Annotated in this window: 18 protein-coding genes and 1 pseudogene; 16 read left to right on the forward strand and 3 right to left on the reverse strand. The window is 26.9% G+C overall.

Going from position 1 to position 16,346, the window contains the following annotated elements; all coding sequences use genetic code 11:
- Positions 1–12 precede the first annotated feature (12 nt).
- From ACA134_RS03125 to ACA134_RS03165, 9 genes are all read left to right on the forward strand, one after another.
- Positions 13–987: a methanogenesis marker 2 protein gene (locus tag ACA134_RS03125; RefSeq protein WP_409200729.1), complete on the forward strand. Its 975-nt coding sequence runs from the start codon at positions 13–15 to the stop codon at positions 985–987.
- Positions 988–999: 12 nt separating this feature from the next.
- On the forward strand, positions 1,000–2,547 hold the full coding sequence (locus ACA134_RS03130; RefSeq protein ID WP_409200730.1) for a methanogenesis marker 3 protein: 1,548 nt from the start codon (positions 1,000–1,002) through the stop codon (positions 2,545–2,547).
- Entirely contained in the window at positions 2,519–2,989 is a 471-nt protein-coding gene (locus ACA134_RS03135) for a methanogenesis marker 6 protein (protein ID WP_409200731.1), read from the forward strand. Before ACA134_RS03130 ends, ACA134_RS03135 begins: the two co-directional genes overlap by 29 nt.
- A gap of 24 nt (positions 2,990–3,013) precedes the next feature.
- On the forward strand, positions 3,014–3,463 hold the full coding sequence (locus tag ACA134_RS03140; RefSeq protein ID WP_409200732.1) for a methanogenesis marker 5 protein: 450 nt from the start codon (positions 3,014–3,016) through the stop codon (positions 3,461–3,463).
- Entirely contained in the window at positions 3,464–4,705 is a 1,242-nt protein-coding gene (locus ACA134_RS03145) for a methanogenesis marker 15 protein (RefSeq protein ID WP_409200733.1), read from the forward strand.
- 8 nt (positions 4,706–4,713) lie between these two features.
- Positions 4,714–5,265: a methanogenesis marker 17 protein gene (locus ACA134_RS03150; protein WP_409200734.1), complete on the forward strand. Its 552-nt coding sequence runs from the start codon at positions 4,714–4,716 to the stop codon at positions 5,263–5,265.
- Positions 5,266–5,329: 64 nt separating this feature from the next.
- Positions 5,330–6,196, forward strand: a complete 867-nt coding sequence (locus ACA134_RS03155; protein WP_409200735.1) for a radical SAM protein — start codon at positions 5,330–5,332, stop codon at positions 6,194–6,196.
- Between the two features lie 428 nt (positions 6,197–6,624).
- The gene (gene mtnA / locus ACA134_RS03160) at positions 6,625–7,554 is read left to right on the forward strand and encodes an S-methyl-5-thioribose-1-phosphate isomerase (RefSeq protein ID WP_409200736.1); all 930 of its coding nucleotides are present in this window, start codon (positions 6,625–6,627) and stop codon (positions 7,552–7,554) included.
- A 12-nt stretch (positions 7,555–7,566) separates the two neighbouring features.
- On the forward strand, positions 7,567–8,409 hold the full coding sequence (locus ACA134_RS03165; RefSeq protein ID WP_409200737.1) for a lysostaphin resistance A-like protein: 843 nt from the start codon (positions 7,567–7,569) through the stop codon (positions 8,407–8,409).
- Here the strand turns inward: ACA134_RS03165 and ACA134_RS03170 are convergent.
- Positions 8,393–9,397 (reverse strand): class I SAM-dependent methyltransferase, encoded by a 1,005-nt coding sequence (locus tag ACA134_RS03170; protein ID WP_409200738.1) that lies wholly within the window; start codon positions 9,395–9,397, stop codon positions 8,393–8,395. The two genes, ACA134_RS03165 and ACA134_RS03170, sit on opposite strands and share 17 nt — an antisense overlap.
- 109 nt (positions 9,398–9,506) lie before the next feature.
- On the opposite strand from ACA134_RS03170, the gene ACA134_RS03175 reads away from it, so the two are divergent.
- From ACA134_RS03175 to ACA134_RS03190, 4 genes are all read left to right on the forward strand, one after another.
- On the forward strand, positions 9,507–9,905 hold the full coding sequence (locus ACA134_RS03175; protein WP_409200739.1) for a hypothetical protein: 399 nt from the start codon (positions 9,507–9,509) through the stop codon (positions 9,903–9,905).
- Between the two features lie 36 nt (positions 9,906–9,941).
- A complete protein-coding gene (gene dph5, locus ACA134_RS03180; protein WP_409200740.1) occupies positions 9,942–10,733 on the forward strand; it encodes a diphthine synthase in 792 nt (263 codons plus the stop codon).
- Between the two features lie 152 nt (positions 10,734–10,885).
- The gene (locus ACA134_RS03185) at positions 10,886–11,077 is read left to right on the forward strand and encodes a hypothetical protein (protein WP_409200741.1); all 192 of its coding nucleotides are present in this window, start codon (positions 10,886–10,888) and stop codon (positions 11,075–11,077) included.
- Between the two features lie 36 nt (positions 11,078–11,113).
- The gene (locus ACA134_RS03190; protein ID WP_409200742.1) at positions 11,114–11,845 is read left to right on the forward strand and encodes a hypothetical protein; all 732 of its coding nucleotides are present in this window, start codon (positions 11,114–11,116) and stop codon (positions 11,843–11,845) included.
- On the opposite strand, the gene ACA134_RS03195 is transcribed toward ACA134_RS03190, so the two are convergent.
- Positions 11,842–12,654, reverse strand: a complete 813-nt coding sequence (locus ACA134_RS03195; RefSeq protein ID WP_409200743.1) for an AAA family ATPase — start codon at positions 12,652–12,654, stop codon at positions 11,842–11,844. The two genes, ACA134_RS03190 and ACA134_RS03195, sit on opposite strands and share 4 nt — an antisense overlap.
- A 259-nt stretch (positions 12,655–12,913) precedes the next feature.
- Between ACA134_RS03195 and rbr the strand changes: the two genes are divergently transcribed.
- Entirely contained in the window at positions 12,914–13,489 is a 576-nt protein-coding gene (rbr, locus tag ACA134_RS03200) for a rubrerythrin (protein ID WP_409200744.1), read from the forward strand.
- A 69-nt stretch (positions 13,490–13,558) separates the two neighbouring features.
- Here the strand turns inward: rbr and ACA134_RS03205 are convergent, their stop codons facing one another.
- The gene (locus tag ACA134_RS03205; RefSeq protein WP_409201059.1) at positions 13,559–14,311 is read right to left on the reverse strand and encodes an archaeosine tRNA-ribosyltransferase; all 753 of its coding nucleotides are present in this window, start codon (positions 14,309–14,311) and stop codon (positions 13,559–13,561) included.
- 204 nt (positions 14,312–14,515) lie between these two features.
- On the opposite strand from ACA134_RS03205, the pseudogene hdrC reads away from it, so the two are divergent.
- Positions 14,516–15,088: pseudogene (gene hdrC, locus ACA134_RS03210) on the forward strand (CoB--CoM heterodisulfide reductase subunit C); the annotation flags it as partial.
- Between the two features lie 21 nt (positions 15,089–15,109).
- The gene (gene hdrB, locus ACA134_RS03215; protein WP_409200745.1) at positions 15,110–16,018 is read left to right on the forward strand and encodes a CoB--CoM heterodisulfide reductase subunit B; all 909 of its coding nucleotides are present in this window, start codon (positions 15,110–15,112) and stop codon (positions 16,016–16,018) included.
- The last annotated feature ends 328 nt before the right edge of the window (positions 16,019–16,346 follow it).

Below are 16,346 nucleotides of genomic sequence, written 5' to 3' on the forward strand. Positions count from 1 at the left end.
AAGGTGTATTTTTTGAATTTAGATAATCTTGTTAAATCAATTAAAGAGTTTGAAGGAGTAACTCGTAAAAATTCTATTGAAACTGTTACTAATATTCTAGATGAAGTATATAATATTTCAGGTAATGTTATTATTGAAAATGGAGATGATGCATCAGCTATAGACATTGGAAATAATCAAGCTATTTTATTTGCTGCAGATGGAATTTGGGAAAAGTTAATTGAACTTAATCCTTATTGGGCAGGTTATTGTTCTGTTTTAGTAAATGTCAATGATATTGCTGCAATGGGCGGAAAACCACTAGCTATGGTTAATATTTTATCAATTAATAATGCTGAATTTTATGAAGATTTACTTTCAGGAATTAAAGATGGATGTATAAAATTTGGCATTCCTATGGTTGGAGGACATTTACATCCAGATGCGGAATTTACTTCATTAGGTGTTTCAATTATTGGAATAGCTCAAAAAGATAAAATTATTACAAGTAATTCAGCAAATGTTGGAGATAAAGTTATTGTAGCTATTGATCTTGATGGTGCACCACATGAGCAGTTTGCACTTAATTGGGATACAACCTATAATAAAGATTCTACTTTGGTTCAAAATCAAATTACAGCTATCCAAAATTTAGCTGAAAAAGATTTATTTACTGCAGGTAAAGATATTAGTAATCCTGGAATTTTAGGAACTTTGGAAATGCTTTTAGAATCTTCTAAAAAAGGAGCAATTGTTGATTTAGAGAAGATCCCTAAAAATTCTAATATTGATTGGGAGCAATGGCTTAAATCTTATCCTGGTTCAGGTTTTGTTTTCACTTCAAAAGAAGAAAACTGCAAAGAAATTATTGATTATTTAAAAAAGTTTTCTATTGAATCTAATGTCGTAGGCACAGTTACTGATGATAATAAACTTTATTTAACTTATGAAGATGAAAAATTAGTAGTTTTTAATCAAGATATTAATCCAGTTTTTAAAAGTAGCTAATTAGGAGATTTTATGTTAGTTGAAATTAATGGAAAAGAGTTTGATCTTAAAGAAGGTTCAACAATTAAAGAAGCTATAGATATTTCTAATTCTTATTATGTTCCTGGCACAGTTATTTGTTTAATTAAAGGCGAGAAGGAATTTGAGAAAAATATTGATAAATATAAAATTAAAACAAATAAGGGATCCATTATAATTCAAATGGTTGATGAAGCTAATGCTAAACCCTTAGTGGATATTTGGAAAGAAAAATATAAAGATTTAATTAATTTAAATGTTAGATGGTCAACTTCTAATGAAATAGCTATTGGCCCAATCACTACAGATTTAGAACCTACAAAAGAAAAAAATAAATATCTTGATAATGATGTTTTAATCAGTTTGTCAAGTTTTAGTAATGAATCTACTCATATAATTTTTATTAAAGATAATGTAACTAATGTTTATGCTACTCCTCATTATAATAATGGGGTTTTTGCAAAAGTTATTGGTGGGAGAAAAACAGTTGATTTATTAACTGATGATGATCTAATTACAGATATTGAACCAATTGTTGAGAGAAATACTGTTGTAGATAGTTCTGCTATTTCTGATTTATCTACTATTTTAAATGAAGGAAATAAACTTTTCACTTATGTTTCTATTGATGTTAATGAAAAATCTCCTGAATGTGTTGAACATCTATTTTCTTTAATTGATAATGGTAAGCTAAAAATTGATTATGATTCTAATTCATTTATAGGTTTTAATGAACTTGAAGGAATTAATAAACCTGGAGAAGATATAACATCAAGAACTAGAGGAACTGTTACAGTTAGAAATACTGGAAAAGGTGTAGGTAAATTATATATTTATAGGGAAAGTAGAATTTTAGCTCCTAGTCATACTAATGTAGGAAAAATTATCGAAGGTATGGCTTTAATTGATATAGCTAAAAAAGGAGATATTATTTCTGTTAAATCTAAACAAAAAAGAATCATGACATTAGGTTCTACTCAAGCAGAAGTTTCAAAATTATTAAAATCATTAGGAATTGAACATATTAGAGAAGGAATTACTGATGATGATGCTGTAATAGTTGAGCAAGATCCTTTTTATACAATTAATATTTTAGATAAGAAAAAAATTAAAACTAAAGCAATTGTAAAAGATGAATTAGCTATTTTAGATTTATCAAATAATGCTCCAAGAACTAATTGGTACTTTAAAAAGTTAACTGGACTTGTTGAAAATCCAGTTGGTAAATTAACTGTTCATTTTTCAGTTCCAGGCATGAATCTTTTCATGTTTAAAGGAGATACTAAATCATCTAAAGGACTTATACCTGAAAACAGTCCTGTAACTTGCATTGAAGCTAATACGATTGGAATAACCAATATGTCTCGTAAAAATACTGGACTTATTGGAGTTAGGCTTGAAGATAGTGAAGAATTTGGTCCAACAGGAGAACCTTTTAAAGGAACAAATATAGTTGGAAAATTTACCTCAGGTTTTGAGCATATTAAAGAAATTAAAGAAGGAGATGTTTTATATGTCAGAGAATCTTTGCATGAATCCTGATTTAAGTAAAGAGGATATGGATCCTGATACAGTCACAAGAATGATTATTTTAGGTCCAAAAGCTAATGTTAGTGAAATGGAAGTTGTTAATAATTTACATTTACTCAATCTTCCAATTACAATAAAACATACTTGTTATGGAGCTATGGTCAGTGGTAAAGAGGAAGATGTCTTAAAATCTATTAAAGAAATTAGAAAATTAGATCCTAATAATATCTTTACCAAAGATAGAGGTTTTCCACCAGGAGATCCTAGAAGATGTAGAGGCCATAGATTAGGTCCAAGAGAAGGTTATCATCAAATGGAAGATGAGTTTAAATTACTTGGTGATGTTTCTGATGCATTGTCTAAACGTTGTGAAGTCAATATTGAACATGATGAACCTATTAATTATGATGAACTTAAAGATATTATAAAAGAATGTACTAAAGATAAAAAATAATTATTATTATGTTGAGATGATATTATGGTTAACGTAGCTATTTACCCTCCAAATTCTTTAATTTTAGCAGATTTAATTGAAAGAAAAGGTCACACTCCACTTGCCTTGCAAAAAGAAGTTAGAAAAAAAGTAAAAGATCCTGAAATAGATTCGCCTCCAATGAATATTACTGAAGAAGATCCTATTAAAGGACTTAAATATGCAGCTATTGAAGTTCCATCAGGTGTTAGGGGAAGAATGTCATTAATCGGACCTATTATTGATGAAGCTGATGCAGCTATTATTGTTGATGATGCACCTTTTGGTTTCGGTTGTGTAGGATGTGCTAGAACTAATGAACTAGCTACTTTCTTACTTAGAAATAAAGGGATGCCTATTTTAGAAATTGAATATCCCTCATCTAGAGATGAAACTTTAGATATGGTTAATAAAATAAATGATTTTTTAGATTCTCTTGATAAGGAGGACAGTTAAATGGTTAAAATTACACTTATTTCATGTGGAACAGAATACAGTGGTATTCAAAAAGAAATTGAAAAAGCTGCTAATACTTTTGGAGCAGAAATTGTTTTGCCTGAAATTGATTTAGATTATATTAATGAAGCTAGTGAAAAATTTGGATTTTCTGCTCAAAGTTCTAGTTTAAAATTAATGATAGCTAGAGCTATGTCTATTGTTGAAGGAAAAACTAAGGCTGATGCTGTATTTATAGCTACTTGTTTTAGATGTGCTGAAGGTGCACTTGTTAGAAATGAAGTAAGAAAGTTTATTCAAAAAAATACTAGAATTCCAGTTGTCACATATTCTTTTACTGAGCGAACAAAAGCTGATGAGCTTTTTATTCGTATGGAAGCTTTAACTACAACTGTAGCTCGTCGTAGTATTTTAGCTAGGGAAAAACAAGAAGGCCTTACATTAGGTATTGATTCTGGTTCTACTACTACAAAAGTTGTTTTAATGGAAAATAATAAAGTGCTTGGTACTGGTTGGACAGCTACAAAAGATATTATGGAATCTGTAGATATTGCTGCTAATGAAGCTTTTGAAGGTACAGGATATAAAATTACTGATGTAGATGGTATTGGAACAACAGGTTATGGTCGTTTAAATATTGGTAAAAAACTTAAAGCTGAACTTATTCAGGAAGAATTATCTGTTAATGCTAAAGGAGCAGTATATTTAGCAGGCCATCAAAAGGGTGAAGCAACTGTATTAGATATTGGTGGTATGGATAATAAAGTAATTACTGTTAATAATGGAATTCCAGATAACTTTACTATGGGCGGTATTTGTGCAGGTGCTTCTGGGAGATTTTTAGACATGACTGCAAGACGTTTAGATGTAGATATAACTGAATTAGGCCCTTTAGCTCTTAAAGGAGATTATAAAAGAGCTGTTTTAAATAGTTATTGTATTGTATTTGGTATTCAGGACCTTGTTACTACTCTTGCTGCTGGGGGATCTAAAGAAGATGCTGCTGCAGCTGCATGTCATTCTGTTGCAGAACAAGTTTATGAACAACAACTTCAAGAAATTGATATAAGAGAACCTTTAATACAAGTAGGCGGAACATCTTTAATTTCTGGTCTTGTTCAAGCTGTTAGTGATATTTTAGGTGGAATTAATGTTGTAGTGCCAGAATATTCTCAGCATATTGGTGCTGTAGGTGCTGCTTTACTTGTTTCTGGTATGGGAACTAGGCAAGATGAAAAATAGGTGATATTATGTTAGTTGAATGCTATGATGAGAAGGGTGCTGAAGTATATGAAATGATTATTAAGCAAATATTTCAAGATCTTGTACTTGGGCCTTCTGTAGATGATTTAAGAGCATTTGCAAATCCTGATGAAGCAGTATTTATATTAGCTATTAAAATGAGAAAAACAGGAAAGTCTATTCATTTAAATGAAGTTGCTACTTTGGAGTTTGATAAAGAACTTGATAAAACTAATATTATTATTGATAATGAGAATTATTTACCTAATATTTTAAGTAAACTATGGAGTATTTTCCCTAGAGAAAGTATTTATCAACCTGATAGAAATAATATAGTATTAGAAGGTAATCAATTAGAATTAAATGATTTAATTGTTGATAACTCAGAAGTTAATTTAAAAAAGAAAGTTTATGATGCGGCTTTTAGAATACTTCCTGAGGGTTTTAGAATTACTAAAGATTTATCTAAGGAAAATATCATTGTATTAGTAGCTACTGATGAGTTAATTAAAGATGAATGGATTGAAAAGGCTAATGAATTTATTAGTGAACTAAGTTAATTAGAAAAGTTTAATACTTAGTTCGTACATATTAAAACATAATTATTATTATAAAGGTGATTTTATGAATGAACATGATGGTTCAAAATTTGCACATATTACTAAAGCACATCCTTGTTTCAATGAAAAAATGCATGATAAAGTTGGAAGAGCTCATGTACCTATAGCTCCTAAATGTAATATCTTCTGTAACTTCTGTACTAGGGATATTAATGATGATGAAGATAGACCTGGTGTTGCATCTTGTGTAATGAATGCTGATGAAGCTATTGAACATGTAGCTGATGTAACTTCTGAAGGACCAATTTCTGTTGTTGGTGTTGCAGGTCCTGGAGATTCTTTAGAAAATCCTGAAACATTTGAATTTTTTGATAAATTAAATAAAGAACATAGTGATTTAATTAAGTGTTTAAGTACTAATGGTCTTTTACTTCCAAAATATGCTGATAAATTAGCTGAACTTGGAGTTAATTCTGTTACTGTTACTGTTAATGCTGTTGATCCTGAAATAGCTAAAGATATTTATTCATTTATTAAACTTGATGATAAAGTCTATAAAGGAAAAGAAGCAGTTGAAATTTTAATTAAAAATCAACTTGAAGGAATTGAAAAGGCAACTAAAAATGGAATGGTTGTTAAAGTAAATACTGTTCTAATTCCAGGTTTAAATGATGAACATGTTGTTGAAATAGCTAAAGAAGTTAAAAAACGTGGTGCATCTTTAATGAATGTCTTACCTTTAATTCCATTAAATAAAATGAAAGATTATTCTAAACCTGATTGTGCTTTAATGGAAAAAACTCGTGAAGAGGTTGAAGAGATTATACCAGTATTTAGAGCATGTACTCAATGTAGAGCAGATGCATATGGTGTTCCTGGTGATAAAAAACATGACCATCATTTAGGTATTACTCCTCAAAGTCATTATTAAATTTTTAACCTTATCTAAATTTTTTTTATCTTTTTTAAACTTTAATAGAAATATTTATATGATTTTAAAATAAAAATTATTTATGATGTGTTTTACATCATAATGAAATGGATTCTGAGGGCACTATTTCATTATAGGGCATAACTAAATATTTATATTTATTATATAAGTAAAAAATTAGAAACTAACAAGTTATGTCCTTATTTTTATTTTTTTACCTATTTTAGATAATTTAGTTTTTATTAGTTTATTTTTTAATTTATTCAGATTTTTTTTAAATCTTTTAAATTTATTAATTCTATGTAAATATTTATTTTTTAGTAAAAATTATATATGTAAAAACTTATATGTATTTAAAAAGTGTTTTTATAAAAATTAAATTCACTTTTTGGTTTTATTTTAAAAATAAATTTTTTGGAGGTTTAAATTTGAAAACTATAGAATGGATAGATAATCAGCTAAAACTTATTGACCAGCGAAAAATTCCAGATGAACTGACTTATGTTTACTGCACAAATTATCAAGAAGTAATTGAAGCTATTGATAATATGACAGTTCGAGGAGCTCCAGCTATTGGTGTTGCAGCAGCATTTGCAATGGCACTAGCTTTTATTAACAATGACGATCTTAAAAAAGCAGCTGATGAGATAAAATCTTCAAGACCTACAGCTATTAATCTCTTTTGGGCAGTTGATAGAGTATATAATAGTGATAATCCTCTTGAAGAAGCACTAAATATATATAATGAAGACATTGAAACGAATATAGCTATTGGCAATTTTGGTTCAAAAATAATCGAAGATGGAGATACAATTCTTACTCATTGTAATGCAGGTGCATTAGCTTGTGTTGAATATGGAACTGCATTAGGTGTTATTAGATCAGCATTTAATGAAGGTAAAGATATAAATGTAATTTGTGATGAAACTCGTCCTAGAGGCCAAGGAGCAAGACTAAGTGTATGGGAATTACAAGAAGAAGGCATTCCTGTTAAACTAATTCCTGATGTAGCTTCTGGATATTTAATGTCTATTGATAAAATCGATAAAATAGTAATAGGTGCTGATAGAATAGCTAAAGGAGGAGTAGTTAATAAAATAGGTTCCCTACTTGTTGCATTATCTGCAAAATACTTTGATATTCCTTTTTATGTAGCTGCACCATTATCTACTTTTGATATGAATAATTCAGTTTTTGATACAGAAATTGAAGAGAGATCTGCTGATGAGGTAACTCATTACGGTGGATGTAGAATTTGTCCTGAAAATACTGAAGTAATTAATCCTGCTTTTGACATTGTTCCTAAAGAATTAATTACAGGTATTATTACAGAAGACGGAATTATTGATCCTATTTAGTGGGTGATTATTTTGTATGATAGTGATAGATTTTCACAAAAGCATATTGTTATATTTAGTTTAATCGTTAGCTGTGTTTTTGTTTTTATATTTGGATTTGGATTTTTAACAATATTTACATCACTCTTTATTCCACCTGAGATTTTAGCTATCCCTAGTATTGAATACTTCTTATCAGCTATAAATAACTTTATAGCTTTATTGTTTATATTAATATTACTTAAAAGTATAGGCTTATTTGATAATATACCTTGGAATATTAGCGGTGTTCAAAAAGGGTTGGTTTTAGGAATTAGTTTACTTATATTTACAGTAGTACAAATGCTTTTAATATTTATTATTACTCCAGATAAAACAATTGTTATTGGATTAATTCCTATGATAAACACTCTTTTATATTGTCTTTCTATTGGATTATGGGAAGAAACATTATGTAGAGGTTTTCTTTTAACTAATATGTTAAAAAAATGGGGAAATACTAAAAGAGGAATGGTAATATCAATAGTTTTTTCATCCTTTATATTTGGTGGATTGCATATTATCTCAGCTATTAATGGTAATTTATTTGGATCTTTAGTTCAAGTAATGTATGCATCTGTTATGGGAATACTACTTTCTGTAATTTATATTAAAACTAAAAGTTTATGGTCTGTAATAGTATTACATATTATATTAAACTTCCCTGCATATTCTATGCCTTATTTGGTTCCAGGTTCTGCAGGAATGCCATTTGGCCTACATTTAATATTAATAGTACTCTTTAACTTATTATGGATAATAGTATCTTATTTCCTTATAATTAGAATGGATGTTAGTGATGTTGAAGATTTACTTGATTTTAATCAGAAATCTTAGCATCAATAGCTACATGCCACATTCCAGGACTATTTGATTTAACTTTACGTGTAGAAATTATTTCTACATTTTTATTTTTTTTAGATGCAGCTTCTTTTATTCTATTAATCCCCTGTTCATAATCTTTCGAAAACTCATAATAATTTATAATTCCATTATTTTTTATTAAATCAATAGCTAAATCTAGAAACTTATAAGCTGTTCCAGGTAAATTCATTAAAATTCTATCAAATTTATTTTTGAAATTTATTTTTGTTATATCATTATTAATCGGTGTGATATTACCTTTTAATTTATTTAAATCAATATTTTCATTTAAATATTTAATAGCATCTTTATTTATATCAACTGCTGTAATTTTAACATTTTTCCTGCTAGCTATTATAATTGGGAAGGGTCCAATCCCGCAAAACATATCTAATATTTTTTCATTGTTTTGAACACTTTCAGCTACTCTTAAGCGTTCTGTAGCAAGACGTGGTGAGAAATAAACTTTCGATACATCTAATTTTAATCTATTTCCATGTTCTTTATGAATGGTTACAGGATTTTCATCTCCTTTTAGAAATTCTAATTGCCTTACTCTTGTAGTTCCTTGTATTGGACTTTTTTTCATATAAACTGATTTTCTTTTTGTAAAGTTTAATGTAGCTTTTCCAATATCTTTTTTATGTTTTTCTAGATTTTCTGGAATTTCTAAAATTACAATATCTCCAATAATATCAAAAGAAGTTTTAAGATCTTCTAGTTCTTTATTGTTTAATTTATCTTCTAATAATTCTGTAAAATTTTTAGGAAATAGCTCTACTTTAACTAAATCAATATCTACAATTTCTAGATTAGGGTTTATATTATTTTCATCCTTTATTGGAATATAACCGTAATTTTTATCTGTTTTGATTTTATAACTCATATCCATTAATTTTTTCTCAATTAATTCGATTCTTAAATCATTTAAGTTTTTTATTGGAGTTTTAACAGCTTTCATTTTATCAATTTTAAAGTAATTAATAATATTTTAATTTTTATTTATATTATTATTTTTTATTAGAAAATTATATTTATTAATAAATATTATCATTATTTAGGGGATTTTCATGAATAAAAAAATATTAATTATTATAATTATTATAGTATTGTTATCAGTTTTATTTCTTTTCTTAGCACTAGCTAATGATTCTAACGATAATAATGAAAATAATTCATTTAATAATTCAACTAATAAAACTAAATATTATGTACCTGTAAATAAATCATATAATAATTCTACTGTTAAATATAATGTAAGTACTAGAAATTATGAAGTAATTCAAAATTTACCAGATAAAGAATTAACTTTAGAAGAGTTAAAAGTTAAATATCCTTCATTATCTGAGAAGAGAATTGAAGAAATGTATTATGAACTTAAAACTGAAAAGGAAACTTATACTTATGAAACTTATAAAACACCAAGTTATCAACAAGAGCGAACTTATGTTTACTATTATTACTATTAAGAAATTTAATAAGTAATAAAAATTAAAGGTTTTACTATGTTTTATCTTGTAGGATTAGGATTATTTGATATTAATGATATTAGTTTAAAAGGGTTAGAATGCTTAAAAAATGTAGATGTTATTTATGCTGAATTTTTCACATCTAATTTATTTGGATCTAGTTTAGAATCTATTGAAAATCTTGTAGGTAAAAAAATTAAAGTATTATCTAGAAATGAAGTAGAAGAAGAATCAATTTTCCTTAAAGAAGCTAAATCTAAAAATGTTGCACTTGTTACTGGTGGAGATCCTTTAATAGCTACAACTCATAGTGATTTTTTAGTTGAATGTGCACGTCAAAACATTCCATATGAAGTAATTCATGGTTCATCTATTTTATCTTCTGGCCCTGCTATTTCAGGATTGCAAGGATACAAGTTTGGTAAAGTTACAACAATCCCTTTTCCTGATTATAATTATAAACCTAAATCTCCTTATGTAGTTATTGAAGAAAATCTAAAAATGAATTTACATACTTTAGTTTTACTAGATATTCAAGCAGATAAAGATAAGTATATGACGGTTAATGAAGGTCTTAAACTTTTACTTGATATTAAAGATGACTTAGATTATAAAGGTAAAGTTACAGAAGATACATTAGCTATTGGTATTGCTCGTGTTGGTTCAAAAGATGTATCTGTTAAAGCATCAAAAATTTCAGATTTAATTAATGAAGATTTTGGTTCTCCTTTACATTGTATTCTAATACCTGCTGATTTACATATTGTTGAAGCAGAATATTTAGTTGAAATAGCTGGTGCTCCTAAAGAAATTTTAGATGATGTTTAAATATAATAATTTCAAGTAATTTTTATTTTATTTTTCTTATTTTTCTTTTTAAAGATATTTTTTAATTTTTATACACTTTTCTTAAATGCACAATTAAATTTAAGCACAAAAACACTAGTTAATTTATTTATTAGTTAAAATTATTAATAAATATGAAAAAAACAAAGCGTGTAACAATCAGTGTAAAAATTGATACAGACTTAGAATTTAGAAAAATTGCATCAACAAAGTTCTTTTTTAAAAGTGGGTGGTATTCTAAAGCTATTGATGAGGCTATGAATTTATGGATTGATAATGAAATAGCTAATGGTTTTAATGGAGAATCATATGATATTAAAAAATAAAAAATTTAATTAGTTATAAATTATAAAACTTATATTATGAAAGATTCCAAAATTAGAACTGTAAAAGTTTTAAATACCAATGAATCCAAAAAACACATTATTTTAGAAGATGATGATTCTTTTGATGAAAATGATTCTGTTGTTGTATTAGATATTAATGATTATGAAAAACTTAAATCTAAAGCAGATGAATTTGAAAATAAATTTAATAATCTTCAAAGTGAACTTTTAGATGAGAAGAATAAAATTCAAAATTTACAAGATAAAATTAATTCTATTGATGATGAAAGAGTAGATATCTATAAAGAGCTAGATTATAAAAACAAGATGATTTTGGCATATAATGTTGAAATGAATAAAACTGTTTATGATATTGTTGAGACTGTTATTGATGAGGCTCGCCGTAATATTAATGAAAGAAATTTTGAACTTGTAAATGAGATTAATAAAAATATTGATAAAAGTAAAATTGAAGTAAATGAACGCAATAAAGCTATAGCATTCGATATAAATAAGACAGTTGATGAGATTAATGAAGAAATTCGAAATACAAATGTCTTTAAAATGATGCTTTATAAAAATAAGATTAATTTAAAAGTATCAACTAATGATTTAATCAAACCTTTTGAATTTGATTTTGATCCTAATGATTTAATATCTTCTAAAAATTTAGAACTTGATACAAATGAAATTATTAAAAAAGTAAATACAAAACTTCCACAACATTTTTCAAAATATATTGAAAGTTCTGATGATATAAAAGATTAAAACTCGATTTTAGTTTCATCTTTTCTATCTGCAATTTCTCCAAGTTCCAATAGCTTTTTTATGCCATATCTTAAATTACCTTTTCTAAATGTATTTTTAACAACTTTATCAAGAATATTATCATTTATAACATCGCAATAAAATCCTAAATCACATCTTTGTTTTAATATACTGAATATTTCTTCATATCTGTAAAAAGGAAACTTAATTTCTATAGGTAAAAAAATTGTATCAACTGATGAGTCTAAATTAATATTTCTTTTTATAGAACTTATAGCTATAATTGATATTTTAACATCATCAAATGTTTCATGAGCCCTAGATAAACTATAAAAGGTTTTATTTAATTCATTTATATTTTTTAAAAAACCATAATCATCAAAAGCTATTATTAGTATTTTTTTATTTTTTAAAACATATTCCATTATTTCATTATAAATATCTAATGTTGTAAGGCCACTTAAAGTTATATTAGTGTTAATTATTTCTTTATAAATTTTAGAAAGTATTGTATATTCTGTTCTGTAGTGTTGACAATTAATATAAATACATTTAACATTATTATAAGCTTCAGATATTAATTTAAAATATGTTTTAACTGTTGTGGTTTTTCCCGTTGCATTGTTCCCTTTAAGCATCATATTACTAGGAGCTATATCTTGTTCTACTCTTTTTGAATAAAAGGCCATAGCTTCTAATTGATGATTTCGATATTTATAAATCTCAGGAATGTAATTTACAGTAAATACTTCTTTATTTTTAAATATGATGCTATCTTCTTTAAAATTGTTAAATAAGTTCTTCTGCATTTTTTTATTCCTCAAAAAAATATTATTTTTACTATAATATAATAGAAATCAAATAGAGCTTATGAAAAATAATAATTTTAATAAATTTTTTCTAGTATAATAGCTTATTTTCTTATAATAACTTTTTATATTCTTTTATTTTACTTTTAAGTAAAAATAGTATTATGAATTTAAGGTATACCTAATTTAAATAAAATAAAAAGATTTAAATAGATTACTTAATATATATTATATTATTTATATAGTGGAGATGAAATAAATGTCAAAAATTTTAAGTGAAGTAATTGTAGACAAATTAAAAGGAACTCAGACTGAAAAAAACTTAATGGAAGCTTTTAAAGGTGAGTCTACTGCAAATACTAAATATACTATCTTTGCAAGTAGAGCAAAATCTAATGGATACGTTCAAATTCAAAAGATTTTCCAAGAAACAGCACATAATGAAAATGAACATGCAAAATTATGGCTTAAAATTTTACATGGTGAAGATTTCTCAGATACTGAAGCTTTACTTTTAGAAGCTGCTGCTGGTGAAAAATACGAATGGACAGAAATGTACAAAGGATTTGCAGAAACAGCTGATAAAGAAGGTTTCGAAGAATTAGCTTCATTATTTAGAATGGTTGCTAATATTGAAAAGCATCACGATGAAAGATACAGGTTATTAGCTGAAAATGTTAAAGCTGGAACTGTCTTTAAAAAAGGAGAAGAAATTACTTGGATTTGTTCTAATTGTGGACATATTCATGTAGGAACAGAACCTCCTGAAGGAGACTGTCCTGTATGTGCTCATCCAAGAGCTTACTTTGAAGAAAAAGCTACAAATTATGAATAATATTAACTATTAATATTATTTTTCATTCTTTTTTTAAATTTTTTAAATTTTTTAATTTTTTTAATAATTTTAATATATTTGTGTATATTTTAATAAATAATCTTTATACTTTTTATCTAATATTTTAAGAGTACTCAAATTTTGAGGACTTGTTAGTGATCTTTCTTCTACTAAATTTCTAAGAGATCTATTTTTCATATGTGCTCTAACTTCTTTTAATACAAAATCAATTGTATCTTCATTATATTTAGCTATTTCTTCTTTAGTCTTATTTTCATATATTTTATATTCATTTAAATCATATGTTTTTGTTGGAGTAAGTAAAACATTTAAATAGCTATAATAATCTGCACAATCATTAAAAAATCCATCAATTCCCATATAAGATAAAATAGGAATAAATGATGGTTCTGCAAATGGAAATATTAATATACTATTTGGGCTAATGTTTTCTCTTAAATTTACTATTAGTTCAACTAAATCTCTTGAATTTAATAATAAATCATCTCCATTAGCTATTATAAAAGCAGAATATCCTAAATTTTCAAGTTCTTTTATACATTTAACCCTTAAATCAATATATTTAGAGCCTTGAACAACAGCTACATTATAATTTTCATCAGATTGGATAGCTATTTTAGCTTTTTCAATTGTTTTTCTAACACATAATTCAGCTATTTCTTTTTGGATATTATAGCTAGAACTTTCATCTGGAGCTATTTTATATTCATCTTTATCGATTATTGTTGGTGTTTGTTTACCTTCAAGCTTTCCAAAACGTCCTGGTCCATCATGACTTTTTATTTCTATATTTATTTTAATCAAATCCTTTATTTCTTTAATAATTAATTTAATATATTTTAGTATATATTTTTAAAGTTTTTTAAAATAGTGTAACCTTTTAGATAACACCTTAGAAAAATTTAGTAATCTTTATATAGTAATTTTTCAAAACTTATTATTAGGATTTGGAGTTTTCTTAAATAAAAAGGAAACTACTAAAAAATAATCCTATAAAATCTATTTAAAAAGAGCGATAATATGACTTTATTAACAGACAGAGAAGTATTAACTGATGCTGATATCGATAAAAGTTTCACACAAGAGTTTATTGATGCAGGTATTGATAGTGTAGAACACTGTTTCCAATGTGGAACTTGTGGTGGAGGATGTCCTTCAGGTAAAAGAACTCCGTATAAAGTAAGACAACTCGTAAGAAAATGTCTTCTCGGATTAAAAGAAAAAGTTATCACTGATGATACTTTATGGATGTGTACTACTTGTTACACTTGCCAAGAAAGATGCCCTAGAAGTATTAAAATTGTGGATATTGTTAAAAAAGCACGTAATGTTGCAGCACAAGCTGGTTACATGGCTTTAGCACACAGAAAAACTGGTTTATTCGTAATTAAAACTGGACATGGTGTACCTATTAACGAAGCTACAGAAGAATTAAGAAAAAGAGTTGGTTTAAGTGAATTACCTCCAACTACTCATTCATTCCCTGAAGCATTAAAAGAAGTACAAACAATCTGTGAAAAAACAGGCTTTGATGGTTTAATCGGTTATGATAAAGCAACCGGTGACTTAAAGGAATAAATTTTTTAAGGAGTTATTAAAATGGAAATTGCATATTTCTTAGGTTGTATTATGAACAACCGTTATCCAGGAATTGAAAAAGCAACTAGAATTTTGTTTGATAATCTTGGTATTGATTTAAAAGATATGGAAGGAGCATCTTGTTGTCCTGCTCCTGGTGTATTTGGTTCTTTCGATGAAAAAACATGGGCTTCAATTGCAGCTCGTAACATAACTATTGCTGAAGACATGGGTATGGATATCATGACTGAATGTAATGGTTGTTTTGGTTCTTTATTTGAATGTAACCACATGTTAAAAGAAGATGAAGAGAAAAAAGCTGAAATCAACCAAGTTTTAGGTGATGTTGACAGAGAATTCAAAGGTGAAGTTAATGTAAAACATTTTGCTCAAATTTTAAGAGATGATGTTGGTGCAGAAAAACTCGCTGAAATTGTCACTAAACCATTAAACTTAAATGTTGCTGCTCACTATGGATGCCATTTCTTAAAACCTACTGCTGAGATAGGTATTGAAGAATCTGCAGAAAATCCTCAAATTTTAGATGATCTTATAGAGATTACTGGTGCTACCTCTGTTCCATACGAAGAAAAAATGTTATGTTGTGGTGCAGGCGGAGGACTTCGTTCAAGAGATATTGATGTAACTTTAAGCTACACAAAAACAAAACTCGAAAACATGGAAGCTGCTGGTGTTGACGCAGTTGTTAATGTTTGTCCATTCTGTCATTTACAATTTGATGTAGGTCAAACTGAAGTTAACAAAAAATACGGAACTAATTTTGACATTCCAGTATTCCATTTAGCTCAATTATACGGTTTAGCTATGGGATTAGATTCAGGAGAATTAACTTTAGATTCTCACTTAATTGATTCTGAACCAGCTCTTGCTAAACTTGTAGAAGCAGCAGATAAAAACGCAGCTGAATAAGCTGTTTATTTATCTTTTTTTACTTTTTTTAACTATTTTTTTAAATACTTATTTTATTATTATATAAATTTTACAGTTTTATAACAATTTTTTATTTTAGTATATTTTATTCAGTTTTTATAGCTATTTTGTCTTTATTTTCTAGAAAAATCTTATATATCTTTTAAAATAATACAATTATTGCAGAAATATTTTATTGTTTCTGTAAAAAACTAGGAGGATTGATATCAATTAAAATAAATGATTTGATTGAGCTGATGAGTATATTAAAGTTAGCGCTTGAAATACTCAAACAGCTCATATAAGAAAGAGGGATTTATTCCCTCAA

The organism is Methanobrevibacter sp. DSM 116169 (assembly GCF_046197865.1).
Lineage (GTDB): Archaea > Methanobacteriota > Methanobacteria > Methanobacteriales > Methanobacteriaceae > JAHKLT01.